This window comes from Acinetobacter sp. KB005, assembly GCF_049949095.1.
GTDB lineage: Bacteria > Pseudomonadota > Gammaproteobacteria > Pseudomonadales > Moraxellaceae > Acinetobacter > Acinetobacter calcoaceticus.
On the sequence record NZ_CP188191.1, the window covers coordinates 2,280,708 to 2,302,796 of the forward strand.

The window sequence follows — 22,089 nt, forward strand, 5'->3', positions numbered from 1 at the left end:
GTGTTGAAAAATTTATGGACCATCCAAGACTGGAAAACAGCATATCAAACTGGACAAATCCATATTGAAAGTCTGATTGCTTATGTTGCAGAAATTAAAAATGATGACCATGCATGGATTGAAATTGCATCGAACGAGCAAATTCAATCGCAAATTGATGTTTTAAAAGACCAGAATATTGCTGATTTACCGCTGTACGGTGTGCCATTTGCAGTTAAAGACAATATTGATGTCGCTGGCTTTCACACGACTGCTGCCTGTAAAGAGGTTCAATATTTAGCTAAGCAAGATGCCACTGTAGTTGCCAAGTTGAAAAAAGCAGGTGCGATTGTGGTGGGCAAAACCAACCTCGATCAGTTTGCGACTGGACTGGTCGGGGTTCGTTCTCCCTATGGTGCAGTAAAAAATAGTTTTAAGCCCGAATATATTAGCGGCGGTTCAAGCTCCGGTTCATCGGTAGTAGTTGCTAACGGTATTGTGCCTTTTAGTTTGGGAACAGATACCGCAGGTTCAGGCCGTGTACCTGCTGGTCATAACAATATTGTGGGCCTTAAACCGACGAAAGGCTGGTTCTCTACCACAGGTTTAATTCCTGCCTGTCGGACCATTGATGTCATTTCTATTTTTGCACTGCATATTGATGACGCTTGGGCCGTTGCCAATTTAATGCAAGGCTATGATGAAACGGACGAATATTCACGAGCACATCCAGCCAATGTACCAACTCAGTTTTCTAAACGAAAAATAGCTATTCCTGCCCAGCTTGAGTTTTATGGTGATTTTGAATCTGAAAAAGCCTTTTTAGTTGCAATTGAGCGCATTAAAAAACTCGGTTATGAAGTTGAGAGTATAGATTTCAGCGCGTTTAATGAGCTTGCTGCTGCATTGTATAACGATGCATGGGTAGCGGAAAGAACGGTCGCCGTTGAACGCATAACAACACGTGACAAAGCCCATCCGGTTATTGCCCAGATTATTTCTCAGGCAGATAAATTCAAAGCAACAGATGCACTTCAAGCTGAATATAACCGCGCTGTACTGGCGCGAAAAATTAATTTGGCGTTACAGCCTTTTGATGCATTGATGGTCCCAACAGCACCAACCATTTATACCATTGTCGAAGTTGAAGCCGACCCGTTGACTAAAAACGCGCACATGGGGGCCTATACCAACTTTGTCAATTTTGCAGATCTTTCTGCACTGGCCTTACCAAATGTACTGCGTGAGGATGGTTTACCAAGTGGCGTAACCTTTATTGCACCAGCTTGGCACGATCAGGCACTGGCAAATTTTGCACAGCTCTGGCAAACCGAAACACCGCTGAGTTTGGGTAAATCAACTCAACATTATCAAAAAGGTATAACCATCCAGTCGAATCATTCAGTGCAGCTTGCTGTCGTTGGAGCGCACTTAACAGGCATGCCGCTTAATTTTCAGCTGACTAGCCGCAATGCCACTTTACTCAAGAAAACCCAGACAGCAGAAGCCTATAAACTCTTTGCCCTAAAAAATACCACGCCACCAAAACCGGGGCTGCAATGTGATGCGACAGGTACTTCTATTGAAGTTGAAGTTTGGGATGTTCCATTAGCAAATTTTGGAGCCATTGTGGCTGAAGTGCCTGCACCGCTTGGTATTGGGAACCTTAAATTAAAAGATGGAACATGGGTCAAAGGCTTTATTTGCGAAGCTTATGCCATTCAAAATGCAACCGATATTAGCCATTTTGGAGGCTGGCGAGCCTATATACAGTCACTCAATCAAACCGCTCAAAGTGTTGTTAGTAAAAATGTTGGGGAAGTTTCTATATGATTAAAAAAGCGTTTTTATCCGTATCTATTTTATCGGCAGTTGTATTGGGTGGGTGTGACAATACAGCTAAAGTGCCCGAGGCTAAACAAGATGCTCAGGCAGCCACAAATACAAAACCAATTACCATTGGCTATAGTGATTGGCCGGGCTGGGTGGCTTGGCAAGTGGCTATTGAAAAAGGTTGGTTAAAAGAAGCAGGGTTAAATGTAGAATTTAAATGGTTTGATTATTCGGCTTCTCTTTCGGCCTTTTCAGCAAATCAGCTTGATGCCGTTTTGGTCACCAATGGCGATAACTTGGTAACCGCTTCGGGCGGTACGCAAGGCATGATGATTTTGGCAACAGATTATTCTGCGGGTAATGATGTCATTATTGCCAAAGAGGGCATTAATACCATTCAAGACTTAAAAGGAAAATCAATTGGTGTCGAAAAAGGCTTGGTTGACCATCTTTTGCTAGCAACTGCTTTGACCGACCATAACATTAAAGCGAGTGAGGTGAAGCTAGTAAATTCAGCAACCAACCAATTACCTCAAGTGTTTAATAGTCCAGATATTTCTGCGATTGCTGTTTGGCAACCTGTTGCGGGTCAGGCATTAAAAGCAGTGGCAGGTTCTAAAATTATCTATACCTCTAAAGACAAGCCAGGTTTAATTTATGACACCTTGACCGTCAATATGAGCCATTTAACGGTCCATCAAGAAGAATGGAAAAAAATCATTCAAGTGTGGGACAAAACAGTTAAATATATTAATGACCCTGCAACCCATGCCGATGCGGTTAAAATCATGGCAAACCGTTCAGGGGTTGATCCAAAACAATATGAGTCGATGGTCAGCGGAACGCATCTATTAGATATCAATGCCAATAAAAAGGTATTTGCTAAATCTCAAGGCTTTGACTCGATTTATGGCTCGACCTATCACGTCAATAAATTTAACGTTGAAAACGGTATTTATAAAACTGAACAAAATGTAGATGGGCTGATTTATCCAACACTGATAGAACAACTTAAATAAGCCCAATAAATTAAAAAGCCCAAGTTCAGCTTGGGCTTTTTAATGTCTTACTTATTTCTCTGTACTGACCTGAGTCATACGCGGTATTTTTGGTAAATCTTGTAAAGCTGGGTCAAGCTCGTCCTCTTCGGCGTGTACCAGATAATCAACTCGTGAACGGAGCTGTTTAAACTCAGGGGTAGTCATTAATTCCAGTGAACGTGGGCGCGGTAAATTAACTTCAATAATTTCCTTAATTTCACCTGGGTTGGCTTTGAGTGCCACAATTCGGTCTGCCAGTAAAATGGCTTCATCCATGTCATGGGTCACAAAAATAATGGTGATATCAATGTTCTGCCATAAATCCATTAAGTGTTTTTGCATTTTTTGGCGAGTGTGAGGGTCGAGCGCACCAAAAGGTTCATCCATAAGTAAAATTTTAGGTTGATTGACCAAGGCTCTCGCAATTGCAACGCGCTGTTTCATGCCACCAGAAAGTTGATGTGGATACTGATTCTCATATTTTTCTAAACCAATAATATTGATCCATTCACGGGCTTGAGCTTCTGCTGTCATTTGACTGGCGCCGCGCATTTGCGGGCCAAACATCACGTTTTCTTTTACTGTTTTCCAAGGGAAAAGGGTATAACCCTGAAACACCATGCCGCGTTCAGGGCATGGGCCCGTAATGCATTCGCCGTCTACTAAAACTTCGCCACTATGATATGGGTCTAAACCCGCAATGACACGGCTCAGCGTCGATTTACCACAACCAGAAGGACCAATCACACAAATAAATTCTCTTTTGTGAATTTTTAAATCGAGTTTATTTAAAACCGTACGTTCGGTTTGACCATGTTTAAAGACTTGGCTGAGCTGTTTAGCTTCTAAAATAACAGGACGTTCATAAATTTTTTGAAAGTATTCATGCGTGTTAAATGTTGAATCATTCATTATTTTGCTCCTACTTTCCAAGTGAACATCCGCTCACCTAACTTCATTAATACCCAATCACATACCAGACCAATTACCCCAATAATCAGAATGGCTGCATAGACATTGTCAAAGTTTTGATAGCGTGCCTGTTGGGTAATAAACCAAGTAATACCAGAGGTTGTACCAATCAACTCTGAAACAATTAAATAGGTCCAAGCCCAGCCCAATAGCACACGTAAGTCACGATAAATATCAGGTAAGGCAGCAGGAATCACTACATGGAATAAACTTTTGAGCTTATTGGTGCCAAGGGTATAGCCAGCTTCAATTAAGCTTCGATCTACCATTCGGGTGGTATTGGCAATAATGAGAATTTGCTGAAAAAGTGTACCAATCACAATAATTGCGATTTTAGGCGCATCATTAATACCTAAAATTGCCACTGCAAGTGCACCAAACGCTGGAGCAGGCAAGTAACGGAAAAACTCCACAAACGGCTCTGTTAACAGTGATATGCGCTTAGAAAAACCACATAAAATACCTAATGGAATTCCAATAAGCGAAGATATGAAAAAAGCTGAAAATACCAGTTTAATACTGTGCCATAAACTTTGATGAAACCACGGCGAATCAGGTTGTTCGGGTGGCGTAGTAAATGCAGTCACCAAAGCTTGAGCTACTTCATGAGGAGCGGGTAAATAAATCGGATTAACTAAAATACCTTGTGGTGGTGCAGAATTTCGATTGACTGCATTCTGTGCTTCGAGATAGAACACATTTTTATCAATGTGACTTCCTACTTGTAAGTAAGAAACACTTCCCGAACTCGTGATTTGTACTTGAGGATGCCAAACAAAAGGTAAGTAACTGATTGCGCACCAAAGACATATTGGAATAACGAAAGAACAAATACTGAGAATCAGCTTGTTCTTTCGCGTAAATTCCTTTGCAACATAACCCATATCGAGAGCTCCCCATTTTGATCAGTATTACGATTTTCATAAAACGTAATACTGTTAAGCAAAATAGGTGCCATCTTTAAGGTGCTCTAGATGAATTAAGACGAGGGAACTAAAGTTTCATGTAAATACACCCAATAACATTTTTCGTCTTCTACTTTAATGCAGGCAGTGGACGTACGTACTGTTTCGGTTTCACTCGTTTGTTGATGTTCTTGATATTGCACCCAACAATAATTTTCAAATTCGTATAAAGCTGTACTCTTAATAATGTCGATTTTTAAAGAAGGCTTTTTTCCAATATTTTGACTAAATAAACTATTCACTTCGGCGAAACCAATGGAGTGACCTTGAACCGTTACCATCTTAAAATTTTGATCAAAGCTATCTAAAAGCGGGCTCAGACTTTGCTGTGCATTTTTTCCTGTAAATACATTTTCGATCAAAACGTGTAGGTCAATCACGCTTTGAATGGCCTGATCCATTTGGTTAGACATGTGCTTTCTCCTTTAAAATGGGAATGAGTGAAAGTAAGCAGAGGACTGCTGCAATTAAAAAAGTATGTTGATAACGAATGAGATCAGTTGAGCCAGACATAAGGTTATAAATCGAAATGAGAACAACAGTACCGACACTAAATGAAACTTGTCGATTGATGTTCCAGAGTACACTGCCTTGTAGTAAATCTTGACCCGTAAAATCAATTAACGAACTAATTTGGGCAATATTGGCGCTTAAGCCGCCTCCCATACCCATCACTAAATAGGCGAATACTAACAAGCTGATTGGACTAGTGTTTGAAATAAAAAATAAGAAAAAGATACCAAGGCTATGAAGGGTAACGCCAATAATAAGTAAATATTTCTTTCCTAACCGTTGATAGAGTAGGCCACCGCTGATCATTGCCACTAGCGCACCTGCTGCATAGAGCAACATGAATGAGCCAGTTTGTTTTGCGTTAAAGCCAAGGTTAACCTGTAAATTAAAAATATTGAGTAAATTAACACCTGTAAAAATACCAGGAACAGCGTAATAAATAATAAATGCATTGCGTAAATTTTTATTTTTTAATAACTGTAGATTGAGAATAGGATGATCGATTTTTTTCGAATGTTGAATGTAAAAAATCAGCATTCCCACCGAAATTAGCAAACTGCTTACAGCCAACGTGAGATTGTGATAATCCCCATAGAATGAAAATGAGAGTAACAAACATAACAGGCTTATATTAAAAATAACCAAGCCTTTTATGTCTGGTTTTTCACTCGACACATTCTCTGTTTTTTTAACCCATAGCCATGCTAAAAATGAGGCAAGCAAAGAAAATGGAAGATTAGAAAAAAATACCCATCGCCAATTCAATGAATCAATAATTACACCACCAAGGGCAGGTGAAAAAGCTGGTGCAATCAGTGCAATTGCCATAATCATTGTAGAAATGCGTTGGCGTTCTTGATTGGGGAATAAGGCATATACGAGTGCTTGGCCGACTGGAATTAATAAACCTCCAGCGATACCTTGAATAAATCGCCAAAAGATTAAGCTATAAATCGATTCGCTAAATCCAATAAAGCAAATGCTTATAGAAAATAACAGCATCGAATAACACAATAACTTTTGGTTCCCTAACTTGGTGGCTAACCATAAACTCATCGGCATGATTAAAATGAGGCCGAGAATATAGGCATTTGTTACCCAAGCGACCATGGATTGGCTGACTGAAAATGATGATGCAATATTAGGTAAAGCAATTGCTGACATAAAAATGTTAATGCAATCAATAAAGAACCCAAGTAAAAACACCGTTGCTATTTTATATCGATAAGACATACCTACCTCCGTGCAGGCAGGGTAAGATTCGGCTCTTTTATTGTCGATGCAGGAGAAGTAAAATCATTGTTTAATAATTTCAAACAATCGGCTGAATTGTGCAAAAAAATCTCAAGCAAATTACTAGTTTTTTACAAGTTGTCGATTCCGGATCTTTTACTAAGGCTGCCGAAATTTTGGGACTGAGCCGATCAATGGTCAGTATTGATATAAAACAATTAGAAAAGCAGTTAAATACAAGTCTCTTAATTCGAAACACTCGTAATATTGCATTAACTGAAATAGGCCAGCATTTTTATGAGGACTTCAAACAAATCCAACTTCAGATTGATGACGCATTTGAGCGAAGCCAACATTTAGGCGCAAGCATTACAGGCACTTTACGTTTTTCATCAACCAATGAATTTGGTCAACGCTTTATTTTGCCTTTACTTCCTGAGTTTTGTCGGCTTTACCCACATTTACGCTTACAATATTCGTTTAATTCATCTCTCGATGATTTAGTCACTGAAAAATTAGATCTTGTTATACGGCTAGGAAATTTAAAAAACTCATCTCTAAAAACTCGAAAAATTGGGGAATATCCAATTTACATTGTTGCTACACCGCAATTTATACAAAAACATCCTGTAGAAAATATATCCGATTTGGCAGATGTTCCTTGGATTGGACACACCTTATTAAATTGGCAAGATTCACAATATATTTTGCAAAATAGTTTAGGGGAGCAATATTCATTACCTTTTATTCGAAGTCAGTATGAATCAAATTCAGTAACCGCAATTCATCAAATGGCGCTGTCATCATTAGGTATTGCGATTTGCCCAGCATGGTTAGTTGATGAAGATATTCAACAAAACCGGTTAATTCGGTTATTTCCTGACTTCTCATTACCGTTACAAAATATTCAATTACTTTATCCTAATACTTCTAATTTACCGGCCAAAACTCGAGCATTTATAGACTTTTTGGTGGCCCGTCTTTCTTTTAGATAAACTAAAAAGTATGTAAGTTATGGACGATAAGTTATTTTATATAAATAGACAATTCTGTCTGTTTTTTATAAAATAGCGCTGATTATGACTCAGTTTTATAATAACGATGTCCAATAAAATATTTCAAATTTTAGATAGTTTAGGTTTGGTTGCACAGAATCGTGTACTTCATGTGCAATTTTCCAACCCATCATTAAACAATCAAGTCTTCTTGCAACGCATTGAAGGCGAACATACGCTTAATCAGGGCAGCGTTGCTGAGCTACTGTGTCTGTCGACGAACGCACACATCGCATTAAAACAATTTATTGGCTGTCAGATTGCTGTCGATCAGGTCACTGACATGGGCCAGTTCTTTAGAACAACAGGCATTATTACTGAAGCGAGCCAAGGTCAAAGCGACGGCTCACTGACCATTTATAACCTCACCTTAAAAGACCCAACTGCACTTTGGCATAAACGTCGTAATAGCCGCGTGTTTATGAATAAAAGCGTTCGTGATATTAGCGAAATTCTGTTTAAAGAATGGCAGGGTAAAAGCCCGCTATTTGCCTCAAGCTTAACGCTCGATACGGCTGGGTTAACTAAAGACTACGATGTGCGTCCATTTGTGATGCAGTCAAACGAAAGCGACTATGACTTTTTAACCCGTTTGTGGCGTAGCGAAGGCATTAACTGGTTGGTTGATGAATCACAGCTTTTAGTAGCCGACCCGAATGCGTCCATTCAGCCACAAGTACTGCGTTTAATTGACGATAACCAAAATTATCAGGCTCTTGAGCGCCGTAGCCTACGTTACCAACGCAGCAGTGCCACAGAACAGTTCGATACTATTACCCAAGTCAAAGCTGAGCGTCGTTTACAGCCAACGTCTGTTCATGTGCAACGTTGGCAAGCCGACGCCTTACAACAAGAAGAAGGCAGTGGCAGCGTACAGGGCACGCAGCAACATAGTGAACACTATGATAATGCGAGCCTAAACCTTGAAGATGCATGGCATGTTAGCCCCGCGTGGATGCAGGACTTAAAAGGTGAAGATCAAGCCACAGCTTCTGGTAATAGTCAGATTGAACAGCTGAACCAGCACATTAATGCTTACCATCACCTGAGTTCTAAACAGTTTACCGTTTCAGGCAACGTCCGCGATGCACAAGTGGGTTACTGGTTTGAGCTGAATGACCACCCTGAACTTGAACGACACGACAGTGCTGATAAAGAATTTTTAATCTTAAGCAAGCACTACTATAACCAAAATAATTTACCGAAAGAATTACAGCAGCAACTTGAGCGACTATTACCAAAAGACAAGCTCAAGGCAGCCCAACTCGACACGCAAAATCCTGAGCAGCGCCACTTTGCTGAGCTGAATGTCGTTCGACGCAATATTAAAGCTGTGCCTGAATATCACCCGCTAGAACACCGACCAGCCGCTTACCCGCAGCGAGCTAGAGTGGTGGGACTGGAAGGCGAAAGCATTCATGTAGACCAGTGGGGACGCATTAAAGTCCGCTTCCTTTTTACCCGAGCTGATGACCATAGCCATGATGGTGGAGCAGGAAGTAACGATAATGACACCGACTCCGCTTGGGTCGATGTACTCACCCCGTGGGCAGGTGCGGGTTATGGTGCCCGTTTCTTGCCACGTGTCGGTGAGATCGTTGTCATCGATTTCTTTGACGGTAACATTGATCGACCATTTGTGGTGGGCCGTATTCACGAAGCTGAACGTCACCCAACTCAGTTTGACCAGAAAGGCCAGCTACCTGATACCAAAAAACTCAGCGGTATTCGCTCCGAAGAAGTTGATGGTAAGGGCTTTAACCAGCTACGCTTTGATGACACCACAGGGCAAATCAGTGCTCAGCTGCAAAGCAGTCATGCGGCAAGCCAACTCAACTTGGGTAACTTAAGCCATCCAAAAGACAAAGCCGAAAGTGACGGTCGTGGTGAAGGTTTCGAACTTAGAACAGACCAGTGGGGAGCGGTGCGAGCTGGCAGTGGCTTACTAGTTAGTACCCATAAACAGGACCAAGCCCAAGGCGTACATCTAGACGCAACCGACGCTAAAAAACAAATAGACGGTGGCCTTAACAATGCCAAGGCCCTCAGTGAAGTTGCTAAAAATCAGCAAACTGATCCATTGGAAGTGCTTGAGAACTTAAAAACCTTCATAGAGCAAATTGAAGAAAAGGATCAAGACAAAGCTGCTGCTTTTAAGCAAGCCTTGATGATATTAACTGCACCTAACAGTATTGCCATAGCCAGTAACGAAGACATTCACTTAAGCGCAGATGCTCAGTTAAGCCAAACTGCTGGAGACAGCATTAACCTAACCACCCAAAAGAACCTGATTGCACATGCCCAAAACAAGATCAGTCTTTTTGCAGCTCAAGAAGGGGCAAGACTATACGCAGGCAAAGGCAAGGTCGAGATACAAGCGCAGGGCGATGGAGCAGATTTAATTGCCCGTAAAGCGGTTCAGATTATTTCTACAGAAGATAAAATTGAAATTAGTGCTTCTAAAGAAATTGTTATCACGGCGGGCGGATCTCAACTCAAGATTAATGGCTCGGGAATTTTCCCTGTTACTGGTGGTAAGTTTGAGGTGAAGGCTGGGCAGCATTTATTTATGGGGGGAGGAAGTGCGAATTTCAGTTCTTCACTACCGCCTCCGCCAAAACGTAGCCCAGGAACTTTAGAGCTCATCCATGATTATGCGCATGGTGAGTTTGTTAAAGGTGGAAGTTATACAGTTGTCGACAACTTAGGAAAAGAAGTCACTGGCAAGTTGGATGATAAAGGATTCGCAAGAGTTTCTGGCTTAGCAACAGGTGCAGTAAAAGTCTTCTTTGAACCAGATCACCGTGATCCTTGGGATGCAGCAAGTGACTTTAAACGTCCAGTTGAGTGGCCAAATAAGAATGATGCGGATAATGAGCAATCAGATTCCTTAATTGCACAAATGAGTAAAACAGCCCAGTCCAAACTTGGTGAATTATCTAAACAATTAACCAATCCTGCGAATATTATGAAAAATATTCAAACTGCACAAAGCATAAAATCTGAAGGAGCAAAGGCTTTAATGCCGTTATTAAAAACAGAAGCGCAGGGATTAGTGACTGATCAAGTGAAAAGCTTTTTACCTATTTCAGAAGTAGGTAAAAAAATAGGGAACAATATTGATCTTGCATCAATTCAGAAAATAAATGACTTCAGCAAATTAAGTTCTGTTGATAGCGGTAGTTTGCTGGCTAACCCGCTTCCTCAATATTTGCAAAGTCCTTTTAAAAAGAATTCATAGAGAAAGAAAATGTCTGGAAAAACAGAAGTTGTTAAGCCATTAACAGAAGTTGCTATTAAAGATGTTAGTCATTCAAAACAAAAAATAGATGATTGGTTAAAAAGTCATACGCATAAAATTGTGACATTAGACTTGCTAGCCAGTGTAATGGGGACAGTTCCAATTATTGGAAATGTGATGGCTGCTATCGATGTGGTTTCCGACATTTGCTATATCTACGATAAAGGTTTTCAAAATGCCGATATTATGGATTGGTCCACAATGGGTATTGACCTTATTGGGATTGCACCTGTACCAGGAACAACAGCAATTCGTATGTCTGCTCGTCCAGCCCTGTTTCTAGTCCGTCAAGAAGTTAAACGTGTGGGTAAAGCTGCTTTAGGAGAAGCAGTTATCGTAGTGATCTCCAACCATTTAAATGATCAGGTTGCTGGACAAATTGATAAATTCTGTAAAACAGGCCTACAACAGTTAAATTCAATTTTAGCCACTTGTGGTGGAACCGTTCAAAATGCCACAACACAAATTAATGGTGGTATTGTTCGAGTTGTAACAAAAGGCCAAGTATTTACAAATGCGGGGTCAAATGCAAACCGAGCTCAACAGCAAGCTGCTGGTGTTATTAAAGGAATAAAAAGTGGTGACTTAACACGAGCTGGAAAAAACTTGGTTTACATGACCGAAAACTTGGGAAAAGCTCTGATTAAAACAGGAGCAAACTCCAATGCTAAAGTTGTTACTTCTTTAGTTCCTGCACATCTAAAGCAGCCGATATTAAATGTAGGTGCAACGATTAATAAAATTGGTATTACTGCCAATACTAAAATTAAAGGCTTGGGAAATACAGCACAGCCACAAACAATTGGGTGGCTATTTGAAATATTACGTTTAAGTAATGCTAGATTTAGAAAAAAAGCCTCAGGCCAAGTTAAGCCAACTCAGACTACACAAGTCAGACATGACAAGAAAAATAATAAATTAGAAAAGGCGAATACTGAACATGCAGCGACTCATAATGCGAATGCATGTAAAAACTGTAAAGGGGGTGCGACTAAACGATCGATTACCTTTGCCATGGGTACTGAATTTTTAAACCATACCGATGCACAAATTCATCCATTATTGATAGAGCAATTTTCGAGAACGTATGTATCAAACTTATATCAGTATGATCAATCGATTTTCGGAGCGAGGTGGATTACACCTTTTACAACCAAAATTGTTCATTGTTCTAGTTACAACGTTCATGAACCCAAAGAACCGATTGAACAAGAGGGCTGGGAGTATATTGGGGGTGATGGTCGTCCAGTTCGCTTACCAGATCTAAAAGTTGGACAGAGTTACTATGACGAAGTTGAAACTTTTACTTATACAGTTGTCTCATCTGAAATTAGATCTATTTCATATGGAGCTTCAGAAACTCACTTCTATCAAAAATATAAAAATGAGTTTCGTTTAGTCTCCATTGAACGTCAAAATGGATTTAGTATTGGGCTGCGTTATGACCATGAATTAGAAAATGGTGATAGCTATTTATCCGACATTATATTTAAACAGCAACAACAAACACTGGCGCATGTTGCATTACAAATTAATGATGTGCAGAAAGTTGTTGCAGCTTGGTTGGTTGAAGATAGTCAACTCATTAGACAACTATCAGCATATCAATATAACGAGCAAGGCGATTTAATTAAGGCGACCAATGAGTTTGCTGCTTCTTATGAATATCAATACCAAGCTCACTTATTGACTCGTTATACTGATCTTACTCAAAGAGGAATGAACTTAAAGTGGGATGGCGTTTTACCTAGCTCAAAAGCGATTGAAGAATGGGCTGATGACTATAGTTCCGCTACTAAATTAGATTGGGATGAAAACGTTCGAGTAACTTCAGTCATGGATATCGATGGTAATGTGACTGAATACTATTATGGTATTACGGGTTATACCTATCGAATTATTTATCCAGATAATTTGCAAGAATGGTTCTTTAGAGACCAAGCAAAAAATATAACATCGCATATTGCCACAGATGGAACTGAAACATCATATACCTATGACGAACGCGGTAATGTCTTAAGTCTGGTTCAGGCCGATGGCTCAACCTTCTATTATGAATATGACGAAAAAGATAATCTGACCGGTTTTGTTGACGCTGAACAGGGGCGTTGGTTTAAAGAATACGATGCTTCAGGAAATATAATTAAAGAAATTGATCCGCTGAAGCATGAAACAGCCTATACCTATAATGCGATGGGATTGGTAACTTCCATTAAAGATGCTAAAGGCGGTAAGAAGACACTTAAATATGATGATAAAGGCAACTTGGTTACGTATACGGATTGTTCTGGTAAAGAAACTCACTGGCACTATGATGATCGCGGGCGCGTCAAATTTATTGAAAATGCTTTAAAGCAAAAAGTTGAATATTTCTATACAGAATTAACTGCTGAACCAAGGCTGCCTCTAGCAAAAGGTTTACCACTGAATGCTTTTGGACAACTTGAAAAAATCAAACATGCTGATGGGGCTGAAGAGCATTTTATTCATGATGCAGAAGGTCGTTTATTAGTTCACATTGACCCAAAAGGGCAGCAGACACGTTATGAATATGATGCAGCTGGTTTAATTACTAAGCGTATTGACCCATTAAATCAAACTTTAAAATATCAATGGGACCGTTTAAGTCGTTTAAAACGTTTAATTAATGAAAATGGCGCAAGTTATGAATTTATTTATGATGTTGCGGGTCGATTAGTAAAAGAAATTGATTTTGATGGCAAAGAAACTGCTTATACGTATGATGAATATAATGGTCGTTTAACTAGTAGCATTGAGGTCGCTTCTGCCTATGGTCAAGATTTCAAAGATCGTGCTGCGCCTAAAGACCGTATTCAGCAATTTATTTTTGACAGCATGGGACGTTTAGAACAACGTACAGCAGGATATGGCTACCAAGGACAAGAGCTTGAAGAAAAGCAAACAGAAGAATTTGCTTATGATGGCTTAGGTAATCTAGTTCAGGCTAAAAATGCCGAAACTAACTTGCAATGGTTTTATGATGCAGCAGGCAATTTAGTTAAAGAACATCATCAAGATGTTGTGACTCAGAAAACTGCGGTGTGGAAACATGTCTATGATGAATTAAATAATCGAACTACAACCATCCGACCAGATGGACAGAAAGTAGATTGGCTGACTTACGGGAGTGGGCATGTCTATGGCGTGGCTTTAAATGGTGAAGATGTTGTTAGTTTTGAACGTGACGATTTACATAGAGAGACGTTGCGACACTATGCAAATGGTCTTAGCCAACAACAACGTTATGATGAAGTTGGACGTTTAACTCAGCAATTAACGTTGAATGGGCATGACAAAGGCTATCAGGTCCAAACTCAAAATAATGCTATCCAGCATACCAACCAATTGATTGAGCGCTTATATCACTACGATAAAACAGGTGAGTTAACGCTCATTAAAGATACACGTCGTGGAACCATTCACTATAAATATGATCCTGTCGGGCGCTTATTAGAGGCAACCAGTAAGCTTGGAAAAGAGACATTTAATTTTGACCCGGCAAGTAATATTCTAGATCGATATAACAGTACTAAAGAGCAATCCTCACAACCCACTGCCACTGAAAAGGGTCTTGGTTATAACCGCTTAGTTAATAACATCGTGCAGGAATATCTTGACCAACAATATCAATATGATGTTTTTGGACAGTTGATTCGACAAAAATCATCACAAGGTGATTTAAATCTTGAGTGGGATGTATTGGGACGTCTTATTCGTAGCCGAAACAATCAATACACGGCAGAGTATCGTTACGATGCCTTAGGTCGACGCATTCAAAAAAGAAGTAAGCATCACCATACAGGGCAAGAGCGGAACATTATTTATGGTTGGGATGGTGATACTTTAGCGTATGAATCTAGTGCTGATATCACTAAACACTATTTCTACGAAAAAGATAGTTTCGTGCCTTTGTTGCAAGCAGCGTATCATCACTCAATTGAGCTACATCAAACCCAAGATTGGACAGAAAAAACATATAGTATTTATAAAGATCCATTGTGGAATACGGTAAAACAAAGCCAAGGTTTTGATGATGTATGGTTCTATCACTGCGACCATTTAGGCACACCGCAAGAAATGAGTAACCAAACAGGCGCCATTGTCTGGAAAGCTCAATATAAAGCTTGGGGTGAGTGTAAGGTAGAACAGGCTAAGTCAGATTTCTTTGAAAATTCAGAAATTATTAGTAATAACATTCGTTTCCAAGGTCAGTATTATGATGGGGAAACAGGACTTCATTACAACCGTTATCGTTATTATTCACCATATGTAGGACGGTTTATTAGTAAAGACCCGATTGGATTATTGGGTGGATTTAATGTGTATTCTTATGTACCGAATCCAGTAGGCTGGGTTGATCCTTTTGGTCTATCACCTAAAAAAGGGAATAGTCAAAAAGAAAATAATAATACTACCTGTACAATTGGTAAGATGATTCGTGTAAGACACTACACGAATAGAAAGGGTTCGAATGCAATTGAACTTACACAGAAAATACTTGCTGTAGATAATAATAGAGTATATGTTGAGCCAGCGAATAAAAAACCTTTATCTCAAATTGAAGCTGAAGACAAGTATCAGATTAAACAAGGTAAAGGAAGAGATTATGTTGAGTTTGATGTTTTAGAAAGTAGAACTGAATGGGTTAAGAATCCACGTTACCATAGAGAAGAACTTACCATTAAAGGTGATGTAATTAATCCGTGTAATTTAGTTGTTAATAGGAGAAGGTAATGTTAGAAGCTAACAAAAAATTGGTATATACAGGTGATGAAGTCTTGAGTGTTTTACAAGAGATAGAGTTTATATTAATTTCATTACATAAAATTGGGTCCTATTATGCTGAAACTCTGCCTAATTCTTATGAAGAATATGCAAAAGAAACCACTAATTTTATAGATAATAATAATGTGTGTGATAGGTTAGCTAATGTTAGAAAAGTTTTATCTCGTAAATTTAATAATGATCTAGGTGTGGATGATATGTCTGATATTGAAAGAGCATTGGAGAATATAGATTTCTGGGAGGCCGGAAAGTAAATTTAAAAGAATGTAATTATGATATCTAATGATTAATTTAAATTATTAATTAGATATCATAGAGTATTTTTAAGTAATTATTTGGAAAAGACATAAAGTAAAGCTTCAGTTTAAGTAATTACATAAATATTAGGCTTAATAGTGGAAAATGAATATTTGGTGGAATATTGATATTAAAGATGGAGTTGTTAGTCATGACTCCATTTCTTGGATTGATGATAATTTTGAAATAAATGAAGATACAGTTTTTGACTTGTCTGAAGATTTATTACAAATTTCTTTTAATAACAATAAAATGTTGGATGTCGGGTGGTATCCAGATCTAGAGGTAGATGGTTTTTTTAAAATTGTATTGATAAAAGATATGAATTGGGACTCACCTATAATTGAAAAAGAGTGTGGGGATATAAAAAGTTTAAAGGAAAATATATCAAATATTATATCTAATAATCTTTAGGTAGTGAACACGTTACTAATTTGGGGTTTGTGAACACCTCTTTAATATACAAAGCATTAACAGGAAAGAAATGGATGCAAGAATCCAATTTTGATTTGAATGCCAATATTGGAGAATATTTAATCAAATGTGGTTGGTATACAGGAAGAAAAATAGATAGTGAACACATCATAGAAGCATGGAAAGCGGATAAATATAAAATTTTTATTCTGCTATAGTTTTTGTCCAAAGTTTTAATGGATTAAATATAGCTCATGAGGCATATAGAGGAAAAGAAAAAGATTTTTCGTATTTCAATTCTATTAAAGCAACAGAAGGTATAGATCCTGTCTGGATATTTGAGGAGTATTCGTTAAAGGCAGGAAGTGACCTTTTACCAATTGGATTGGGCTATAGTGAGCATTTAACATATTTTATTGATCCATCATTTAAGTTTTATGGTGGTTATGATGACTATTTTTGCAAAATTGGGGATTCAGTTAATAGCTTTTTTAATAATATTTTTTATGAAAAAAACTTTATTCAATTGTAAGTAATTAAAAAATTAACAGTCAAATACTCTAAAAGTTTTGACTGTTAATTAATGTATAATTGAAAAATATTTATAAATATTTTAACTAATTTTTTGGTTTTATGAGCTTTTATACAATTTATCCGTCTGAGTATATTGATAGAGATTTTTCTTTTGATTTGAAAGGGAAGCAAGAAATTATCGTTGATTATTTTAAATTTGACTTAAGTAATCAATTTTTAAAAAATCCTAGAATAAATTTAGATTATGATAATATTTTTTCTGATCAATTAAGTCACATATTAGAGACTGATTTTTATTATTCATCTTCTGGAATTTTGTTGTTTTCAAAAAGATTTTTTAATGAAATGAAGGAAGTCCTTGAAGATGAATGTGATTTCTATAAGTGCTATGTGAGGAATGAAGAGGTAGATATTTATGCTATGTATATTAAGAGAAAAAACAATTTATTAGATGAAGATGACTTTATAAAAAAAGATCTTGCAATAGATGACTTTTTTATTGCTAGAGATATGGATAAACTTTATATCTACCTAGTAAGTGAAAAAATTGTAGATACTATTAATAAATTTAAATTAAAAATGAATTTCTTAGAATACTAAAATTTTAACAACTTTTAAAAGTGAATTAATAGTGTAAGTTTTTAATCCGTTTTATATCTTTATTACTTTCATCATCTTCATCCACTCTTGTATTCATATGGTTAAGTTTTTCTTTACAAAATAGACAGATGTTTCTGTATTTTATAAAATAATGCCAATCCTGACAAAGTTTTCATAAAAAAGATGTTATCTCATATACATAGAATTCTAGAAGATTTGGGTATTAGCTCGCAAAAACGCGTACTTCATGTTCAGTTTTCTAATCCATCGTTGAATACTCAAGTCTTTTTGCAAAGTATTGAAGGGCAACATCAGTTAAATGAAGGTCTGGCTGCCGATCTATTTTGTCTCTCTACTAATGCGCATATTTCATTAAAACAATTTATTGGTTGTCAGGTTGCAGTCGATCAGGTAACTGATCAGGGGCAATTATTCAGAACTACAGGAATTATTACCGAAGCCAGTCAGGGGCAGAGTGATGGTTCATTAACGCTGTATAAATTGAAACTACAAGATCCGACCATGCTATGGCATAAACGCCGTAATAGCCGTGTGTTTATGAATAAAAGTGTACGGGATATCACTGAAATTCTATTTATAGAATGGCAGAACAAAAGCCCATTGTTCGCATCTAGCTTAACTTTGGATTTAAAAAACCTAAGCCAAGACTACGATGTTAGACCTTTTGTCATGCAAAGTAACGAAACGGATTATGATTTTTTAACCCGACTTTGGCGTAGTGAAGGCATTAACTGGTTAATTGATGAAGCTCAGTTGTTTGCCACTGATAGCTCGGATGAAATTCAACCGCAAAAATTAAGTTTAATTGATAATAATGAATCATATTTAGCATTAGACCGAAGAAATATCCGTTATCACCGCAGTAGCGCTGTTGAACAACAAGACAGTATGACAAGCCTTGTGCCAACTCGAAGCTTGCCATCTACAGCCGTGCATGTACAACGCTGGCAGGCTGATGCTTTAAGTCAAGAAGAAGGCATGGGGAGTGTTCAGTCAAAGCATAGTCATAGTGCTAATCAGGATAATGCGAGTTTAAGTCTGGAGCAGGCATGGCATGTCAGTCCTGCTTGGATGCAAGACTTAAATGGGGAAGACCAAGCCACTGCATCGGGTCACCAGCAGCTAGAAAAACTCAATCAAAATCTATCTGATTATTATGCATTTCAATCAAAATATTTCCATGCACAAACCACGGTACGTGATGCGCAAGTCGGTTATTGGTTTGAATTGAATGAACATCCAGAAATAGATACGCATAGCGGATCAGACAAAGAATTTCTGATTATTGGTAAAAGATTCTATTTGCAAAATAATTTGCCTAAAGATTTGCAACAACAAATCAATCAACTTTTTAGTCAAAGCCAATTGCAAAACAATCAATCGGGGCTAAACGACCAGACTGAGCGTCAAGGTAATGAACTCATTTTGTCCCGCAGAAATATTAAAACTGTTCCTGAGTATAACCCGCTCGAGCACCGACCAGCAGCTTATCCACAGCGTGCTAGAGTGGTGGGATTAGAGGGCGAAAGTATCCATGTAGACCAGTGGGGACGTATTAAAGTGCGCTTCCTGTTTACTCGAGCTGATGACCATAATCATGATGGTGGTGCAGGAAGTAACGATAATGATACTGACTCAGCTTGGGTCGATGTGCTGACTCCATGGGCGGGCGCAGGTTATGGATCACGCTTCTTGCCACGTGTTGGTGAGATCGTAGTCATCGACTTCTTTGACGGCAATATTGACCGTCCGTTTGTGGTGGGGCGTATTCACGAAGCCGAACGCCACCCAACTCAGCTCGATCAGAAAGGTCAGCTACCCGACACTAAAAAGCTCAGTGGCATCCGCTCCGAAGAAGTCGATGGTAAAGGTTTTAACCAGCTACGGTTTGATGACACCACAGGCCAAATCAGCGCCCAGCTACAAAGTAGTCATGCGATAAGCCAACTAAACTTGGGTAACTTAAGCCATCCAAAAGACAGCGCGACAAGCGATGGTCGTGGTGAAGGCTTCGAACTCAGAACTGATCAGTGGGGTGCACTCAGAGCGGGAAGTGGCTTACTCATTAGTACCCACAAACAGGATCAAGCTCAAGGTGTACATCTAGACGCAAATGAAGCTAAGCAACAAATCGAAGGCAGCCTTAACAATGCCAAAGCACTCAGTGAAGTGGCTAAAAATCAGCAAACTGACCCGTTAGATATGCTTGAGAATATTCAGACTTTCTTAGAAATTCTTAAACAAGAAGACCCAAAAAAGGCTGCTGAGTTCCAATCAGCGGTGATGGTGTTGGCATCTCCAAAAAGTATTGCTGTAAGTAGTAATGAGGACATTTATGTTAGTGCAGATGGTCAGCTTACTCAAAGTGCAGGTGATAGCATTAATATCAGTACACAAAAGAATATAGTGGCTCATGCAAGTCAAAAAATTAGTCTATTTGCAGCCCAAGAAGGCGCTCGCCTTTTTGCTGGTCAAGGTAAAGTAGAAATTCAGGCACAAGGTGATGGCTTAGATGTCATTGCTCGAAAGGGCGTGCAAATTACTTCAACCGAAGACACAGTTTTTATTACTAGCCCAACTGAAATTAATCTGACTGCAAATGGATCTCAAGTTAAGCTGAATGGTTCGGGTATTTTCCCTGTCACGGGTGGTAAGCTTGAGGTGAAAGCTGGTCAGCATTTGTTTATGGGGGGCGGAAAAGTAGATGTTAAAGTGCCTAAACTAAAAGAATTAAATATAACAAAAAAATATAGCAATAAATTAGATGTTTATGAAGTTTTCCCAACAAATAAATTTACAGATTTAACTATGTCTGTAAAGGGAAGTGATGGGGTTGTTGAAGAACATAAAATTGATAAATATGGAAGAAGCCCGAGAATTTTAGATGCTGAGCCAAAAGAAGTAGAAGTATTAGTCGGTGGTGATGTTTGGAATTATTTTATTAAGAATATTGGTGGTACTAAAGATGATCCATTCTATTTTAAATTTTTAGATTATATAGGTAAGCCTATAGTTGGAATGGAATGTTATCTTTTAGATAATTCTTTAAATGTAATTAAGAAAGAAGTTACAGATGGAAATGGTGAGGTGGAATTTGTATATACAGATGAATACTTGCCAATTATGGGGGTAATGAAATTCGATGATAATACCATCAAGCCTATATGTTATGTAAATCATCATAACTGCAGAGAATATATATTTATTAGTCCTAAAGTGAAGACTAATTTAGCTTTATTGGAGGAAGGACAGAAAGGGGAGTATTTAAGAGCAGGCTATATAGTGAAAGACGGTGAAAGCCTAAAAACCATTGCTGATAAGTATTCTATTACTACAGATGAAATAATTTCCTTAAACACTGGAATGGAAAATATTGATGTAAACACTAAATTGGTCGAAGGAGCTTATATTAAATTACCAAATTATATTAATAGAGAGGAATGGAAAAATGGCTAATGGTAAACAAGAAAATAGTAAGAAAGGTGTGCCAATTTATCTTTTAAAGCCTGAAAATACCTTTGAAAGATCGAAAAATAATATTCTAAAAGATACACTTCATAATCCTAAAAAGAATCCTCTCTATATTCTTGGTCCTGTAAAGATGAGTCAAGAGGAACAAAAAAGTATCAAAGAAAGTATCCTTAATAAGTATAAAAACGCAGTTAATAAAACTCAAATAAGTGTTAAGGAGTATAAAAAAGAACAAGATAAACAGAAGCAAGAAGACTATGAAAAGAAAGGTGATTTATTAACAGAAATGCAAAGTGGTCAGAAAGCTGCTGATTTATTAATGAATTCTTTAGCAGTAATTGAAGACTCCAAGGTAAGAGTTTTTGATTATGAGATTTTAAAGAAAGATTTTGCTAAAGGTCAGGCAGAATTTGATAAAAAATTTAATCGTAGTAAGCCTGCTATTGATCCTCAGAATTTAGTAAGCATACAAATTCAAAAAGCAAAACAAAAATTAGGTAGCACAGGGGCGGGATTAAAACAAGCTATAGGTAATCAATCGAAAATGTATCATCCACCCGAGCCTAATACAACTTCTCGTCAATATCAAGGAGGAGGAATTTCAAATATTAAAGTTGTTGATGTTGGAGAAGCAATTGGTCATGTAGGTAAGGCTGTTGGCACTTGGGGTACTGGAATGGATATTGCTGAAGCGGCAATTTATTTTGAGCAGAATAAACCTGCAGAAGGGACTGCTAAAGTCGCAAGTATAGGTGGATCCATGTATGGTAGTGGTGTGGCAGTTGGAATAGCTGGAAAAGTTTGCCCTAAAATGGTTAAAGGATCGAAAAGGCCAATAGGGTTAGCAGTTGCAGGATTGAGTTGTTTTGGGGTCTTATGGTATGCAGGCGACAAAACAGGTGGTGATGTTGCGGAAGGGTTAATTATGGATATGACAACTATGACACCAGAAGAGAAGCAGCAATATCATAAAGAGTTACAGGAGCAATATGGTGTCGGAATGTATGAAGAACATATACTTTCAAGTGATTAACTTTAGGTTTGTGGAATAATGT

General features: G+C 38.1%; 15 protein-coding genes and 1 pseudogene. 12 read left to right on the forward strand and 4 right to left on the reverse strand.

The genetic code is table 11. The features are described 5' to 3' along the window. On the forward strand, window positions 1–1,812 hold the full coding sequence (gene atzF, locus ACPF64_RS10995) for an allophanate hydrolase (protein WP_426453242.1): 1,812 nt from the start codon (window positions 1–3) through the stop codon (window positions 1,810–1,812). Next, a complete protein-coding gene (locus ACPF64_RS11000) occupies window positions 1,809–2,831 on the forward strand; it encodes an ABC transporter substrate-binding protein (protein ID WP_426453244.1) in 1,023 nt (340 codons plus the stop codon). The genes atzF and ACPF64_RS11000 overlap by 4 nt, the downstream gene beginning before the upstream one ends. 51 nt (window positions 2,832–2,882) lie before the next feature. On the opposite strand, the gene ACPF64_RS11005 is transcribed toward ACPF64_RS11000, so the two are convergent. The 4 genes from ACPF64_RS11005 to ACPF64_RS11020 all read right to left on the reverse strand — a co-directional run bounded on the left by ACPF64_RS11005 (window position 2,883) and on the right by ACPF64_RS11020 (window position 6,535). Beyond that, window positions 2,883–3,764, reverse strand: a complete 882-nt coding sequence (locus ACPF64_RS11005; protein ID WP_426453246.1) for an ABC transporter ATP-binding protein — start codon at window positions 3,762–3,764, stop codon at window positions 2,883–2,885. Further along, complete coding sequence (locus ACPF64_RS11010) at window positions 3,764–4,708, reverse strand: ABC transporter permease (RefSeq protein WP_003651036.1); 945 nt, start codon at window positions 4,706–4,708, stop codon at window positions 3,764–3,766. The genes ACPF64_RS11005 and ACPF64_RS11010 overlap by 1 nt, the downstream gene beginning before the upstream one ends. Before the next feature lie 95 nt (window positions 4,709–4,803). Then, a complete protein-coding gene (locus ACPF64_RS11015) occupies window positions 4,804–5,202 on the reverse strand; it encodes a hypothetical protein (RefSeq protein WP_003651037.1) in 399 nt (132 codons plus the stop codon). Continuing rightward, window positions 5,195–6,535, reverse strand: a complete 1,341-nt coding sequence (locus tag ACPF64_RS11020) for an MFS transporter (RefSeq protein ID WP_005047784.1) — start codon at window positions 6,533–6,535, stop codon at window positions 5,195–5,197. Before ACPF64_RS11020 ends, ACPF64_RS11015 begins: the two co-directional genes overlap by 8 nt. A gap of 98 nt (window positions 6,536–6,633) precedes the next feature. Here ACPF64_RS11020 and ACPF64_RS11025 point away from each other — a divergent pair, with 98 nt between their 5' ends. The 10 genes and pseudogenes from ACPF64_RS11025 (at window position 6,634) to ACPF64_RS11070 (ending at window position 22,067) form a co-directional block, all read left to right on the forward strand. After that, window positions 6,634–7,530, forward strand: coding sequence for a LysR family transcriptional regulator (locus ACPF64_RS11025; protein WP_016801988.1), 897 nt, complete (start codon window positions 6,634–6,636; stop codon window positions 7,528–7,530). Window positions 7,531–7,636: 106 nt separating this feature from the next. After that, on the forward strand, window positions 7,637–10,831 hold the full coding sequence (locus ACPF64_RS11030; RefSeq protein ID WP_426453249.1) for a type VI secretion system Vgr family protein: 3,195 nt from the start codon (window positions 7,637–7,639) through the stop codon (window positions 10,829–10,831). A gap of 9 nt (window positions 10,832–10,840) precedes the next feature. Beyond that, window positions 10,841–15,646, forward strand: coding sequence for an RHS repeat-associated core domain-containing protein (locus tag ACPF64_RS11035; protein WP_426453251.1), 4,806 nt, complete (start codon window positions 10,841–10,843; stop codon window positions 15,644–15,646). After that, a complete protein-coding gene (locus ACPF64_RS11040; RefSeq protein WP_199992831.1) occupies window positions 15,646–15,951 on the forward strand; it encodes a hypothetical protein in 306 nt (101 codons plus the stop codon). The genes ACPF64_RS11035 and ACPF64_RS11040 overlap by 1 nt, the downstream gene beginning before the upstream one ends. Before the next feature lie 148 nt (window positions 15,952–16,099). Continuing rightward, window positions 16,100–16,408 (forward strand): hypothetical protein, encoded by a 309-nt coding sequence (locus tag ACPF64_RS11045; RefSeq protein WP_426453254.1) that lies wholly within the window; start codon window positions 16,100–16,102, stop codon window positions 16,406–16,408. Between the two features lie 29 nt (window positions 16,409–16,437). Beyond that, the gene (locus tag ACPF64_RS11050) at window positions 16,438–16,626 is read left to right on the forward strand and encodes a hypothetical protein (RefSeq protein ID WP_426453256.1); all 189 of its coding nucleotides are present in this window, start codon (window positions 16,438–16,440) and stop codon (window positions 16,624–16,626) included. A 29-nt stretch (window positions 16,627–16,655) separates the two neighbouring features. After that, window positions 16,656–16,940, forward strand: a complete 285-nt coding sequence (locus tag ACPF64_RS11055) for a hypothetical protein (RefSeq protein ID WP_426456136.1) — start codon at window positions 16,656–16,658, stop codon at window positions 16,938–16,940. Window positions 16,941–17,041: 101 nt separating this feature from the next. Then, window positions 17,042–17,380 (forward strand): annotated as a pseudogene (locus ACPF64_RS11060) (hypothetical protein); the annotation flags it as partial. A 345-nt stretch (window positions 17,381–17,725) separates the two neighbouring features. Beyond that, complete coding sequence (tssI, locus tag ACPF64_RS11065; protein ID WP_426453258.1) at window positions 17,726–21,019, forward strand: type VI secretion system tip protein TssI/VgrG; 3,294 nt, start codon at window positions 17,726–17,728, stop codon at window positions 21,017–21,019. Beyond that, window positions 21,012–22,067 carry a hypothetical protein gene (locus ACPF64_RS11070; RefSeq protein ID WP_426453260.1) on the forward strand — a complete coding sequence of 352 codons (1,056 nt, stop codon included), beginning with the start codon at window positions 21,012–21,014 and terminating at the stop codon, window positions 22,065–22,067. The genes tssI and ACPF64_RS11070 overlap by 8 nt, the downstream gene beginning before the upstream one ends. Window positions 22,068–22,089: the final 22 nt, after the last annotated feature.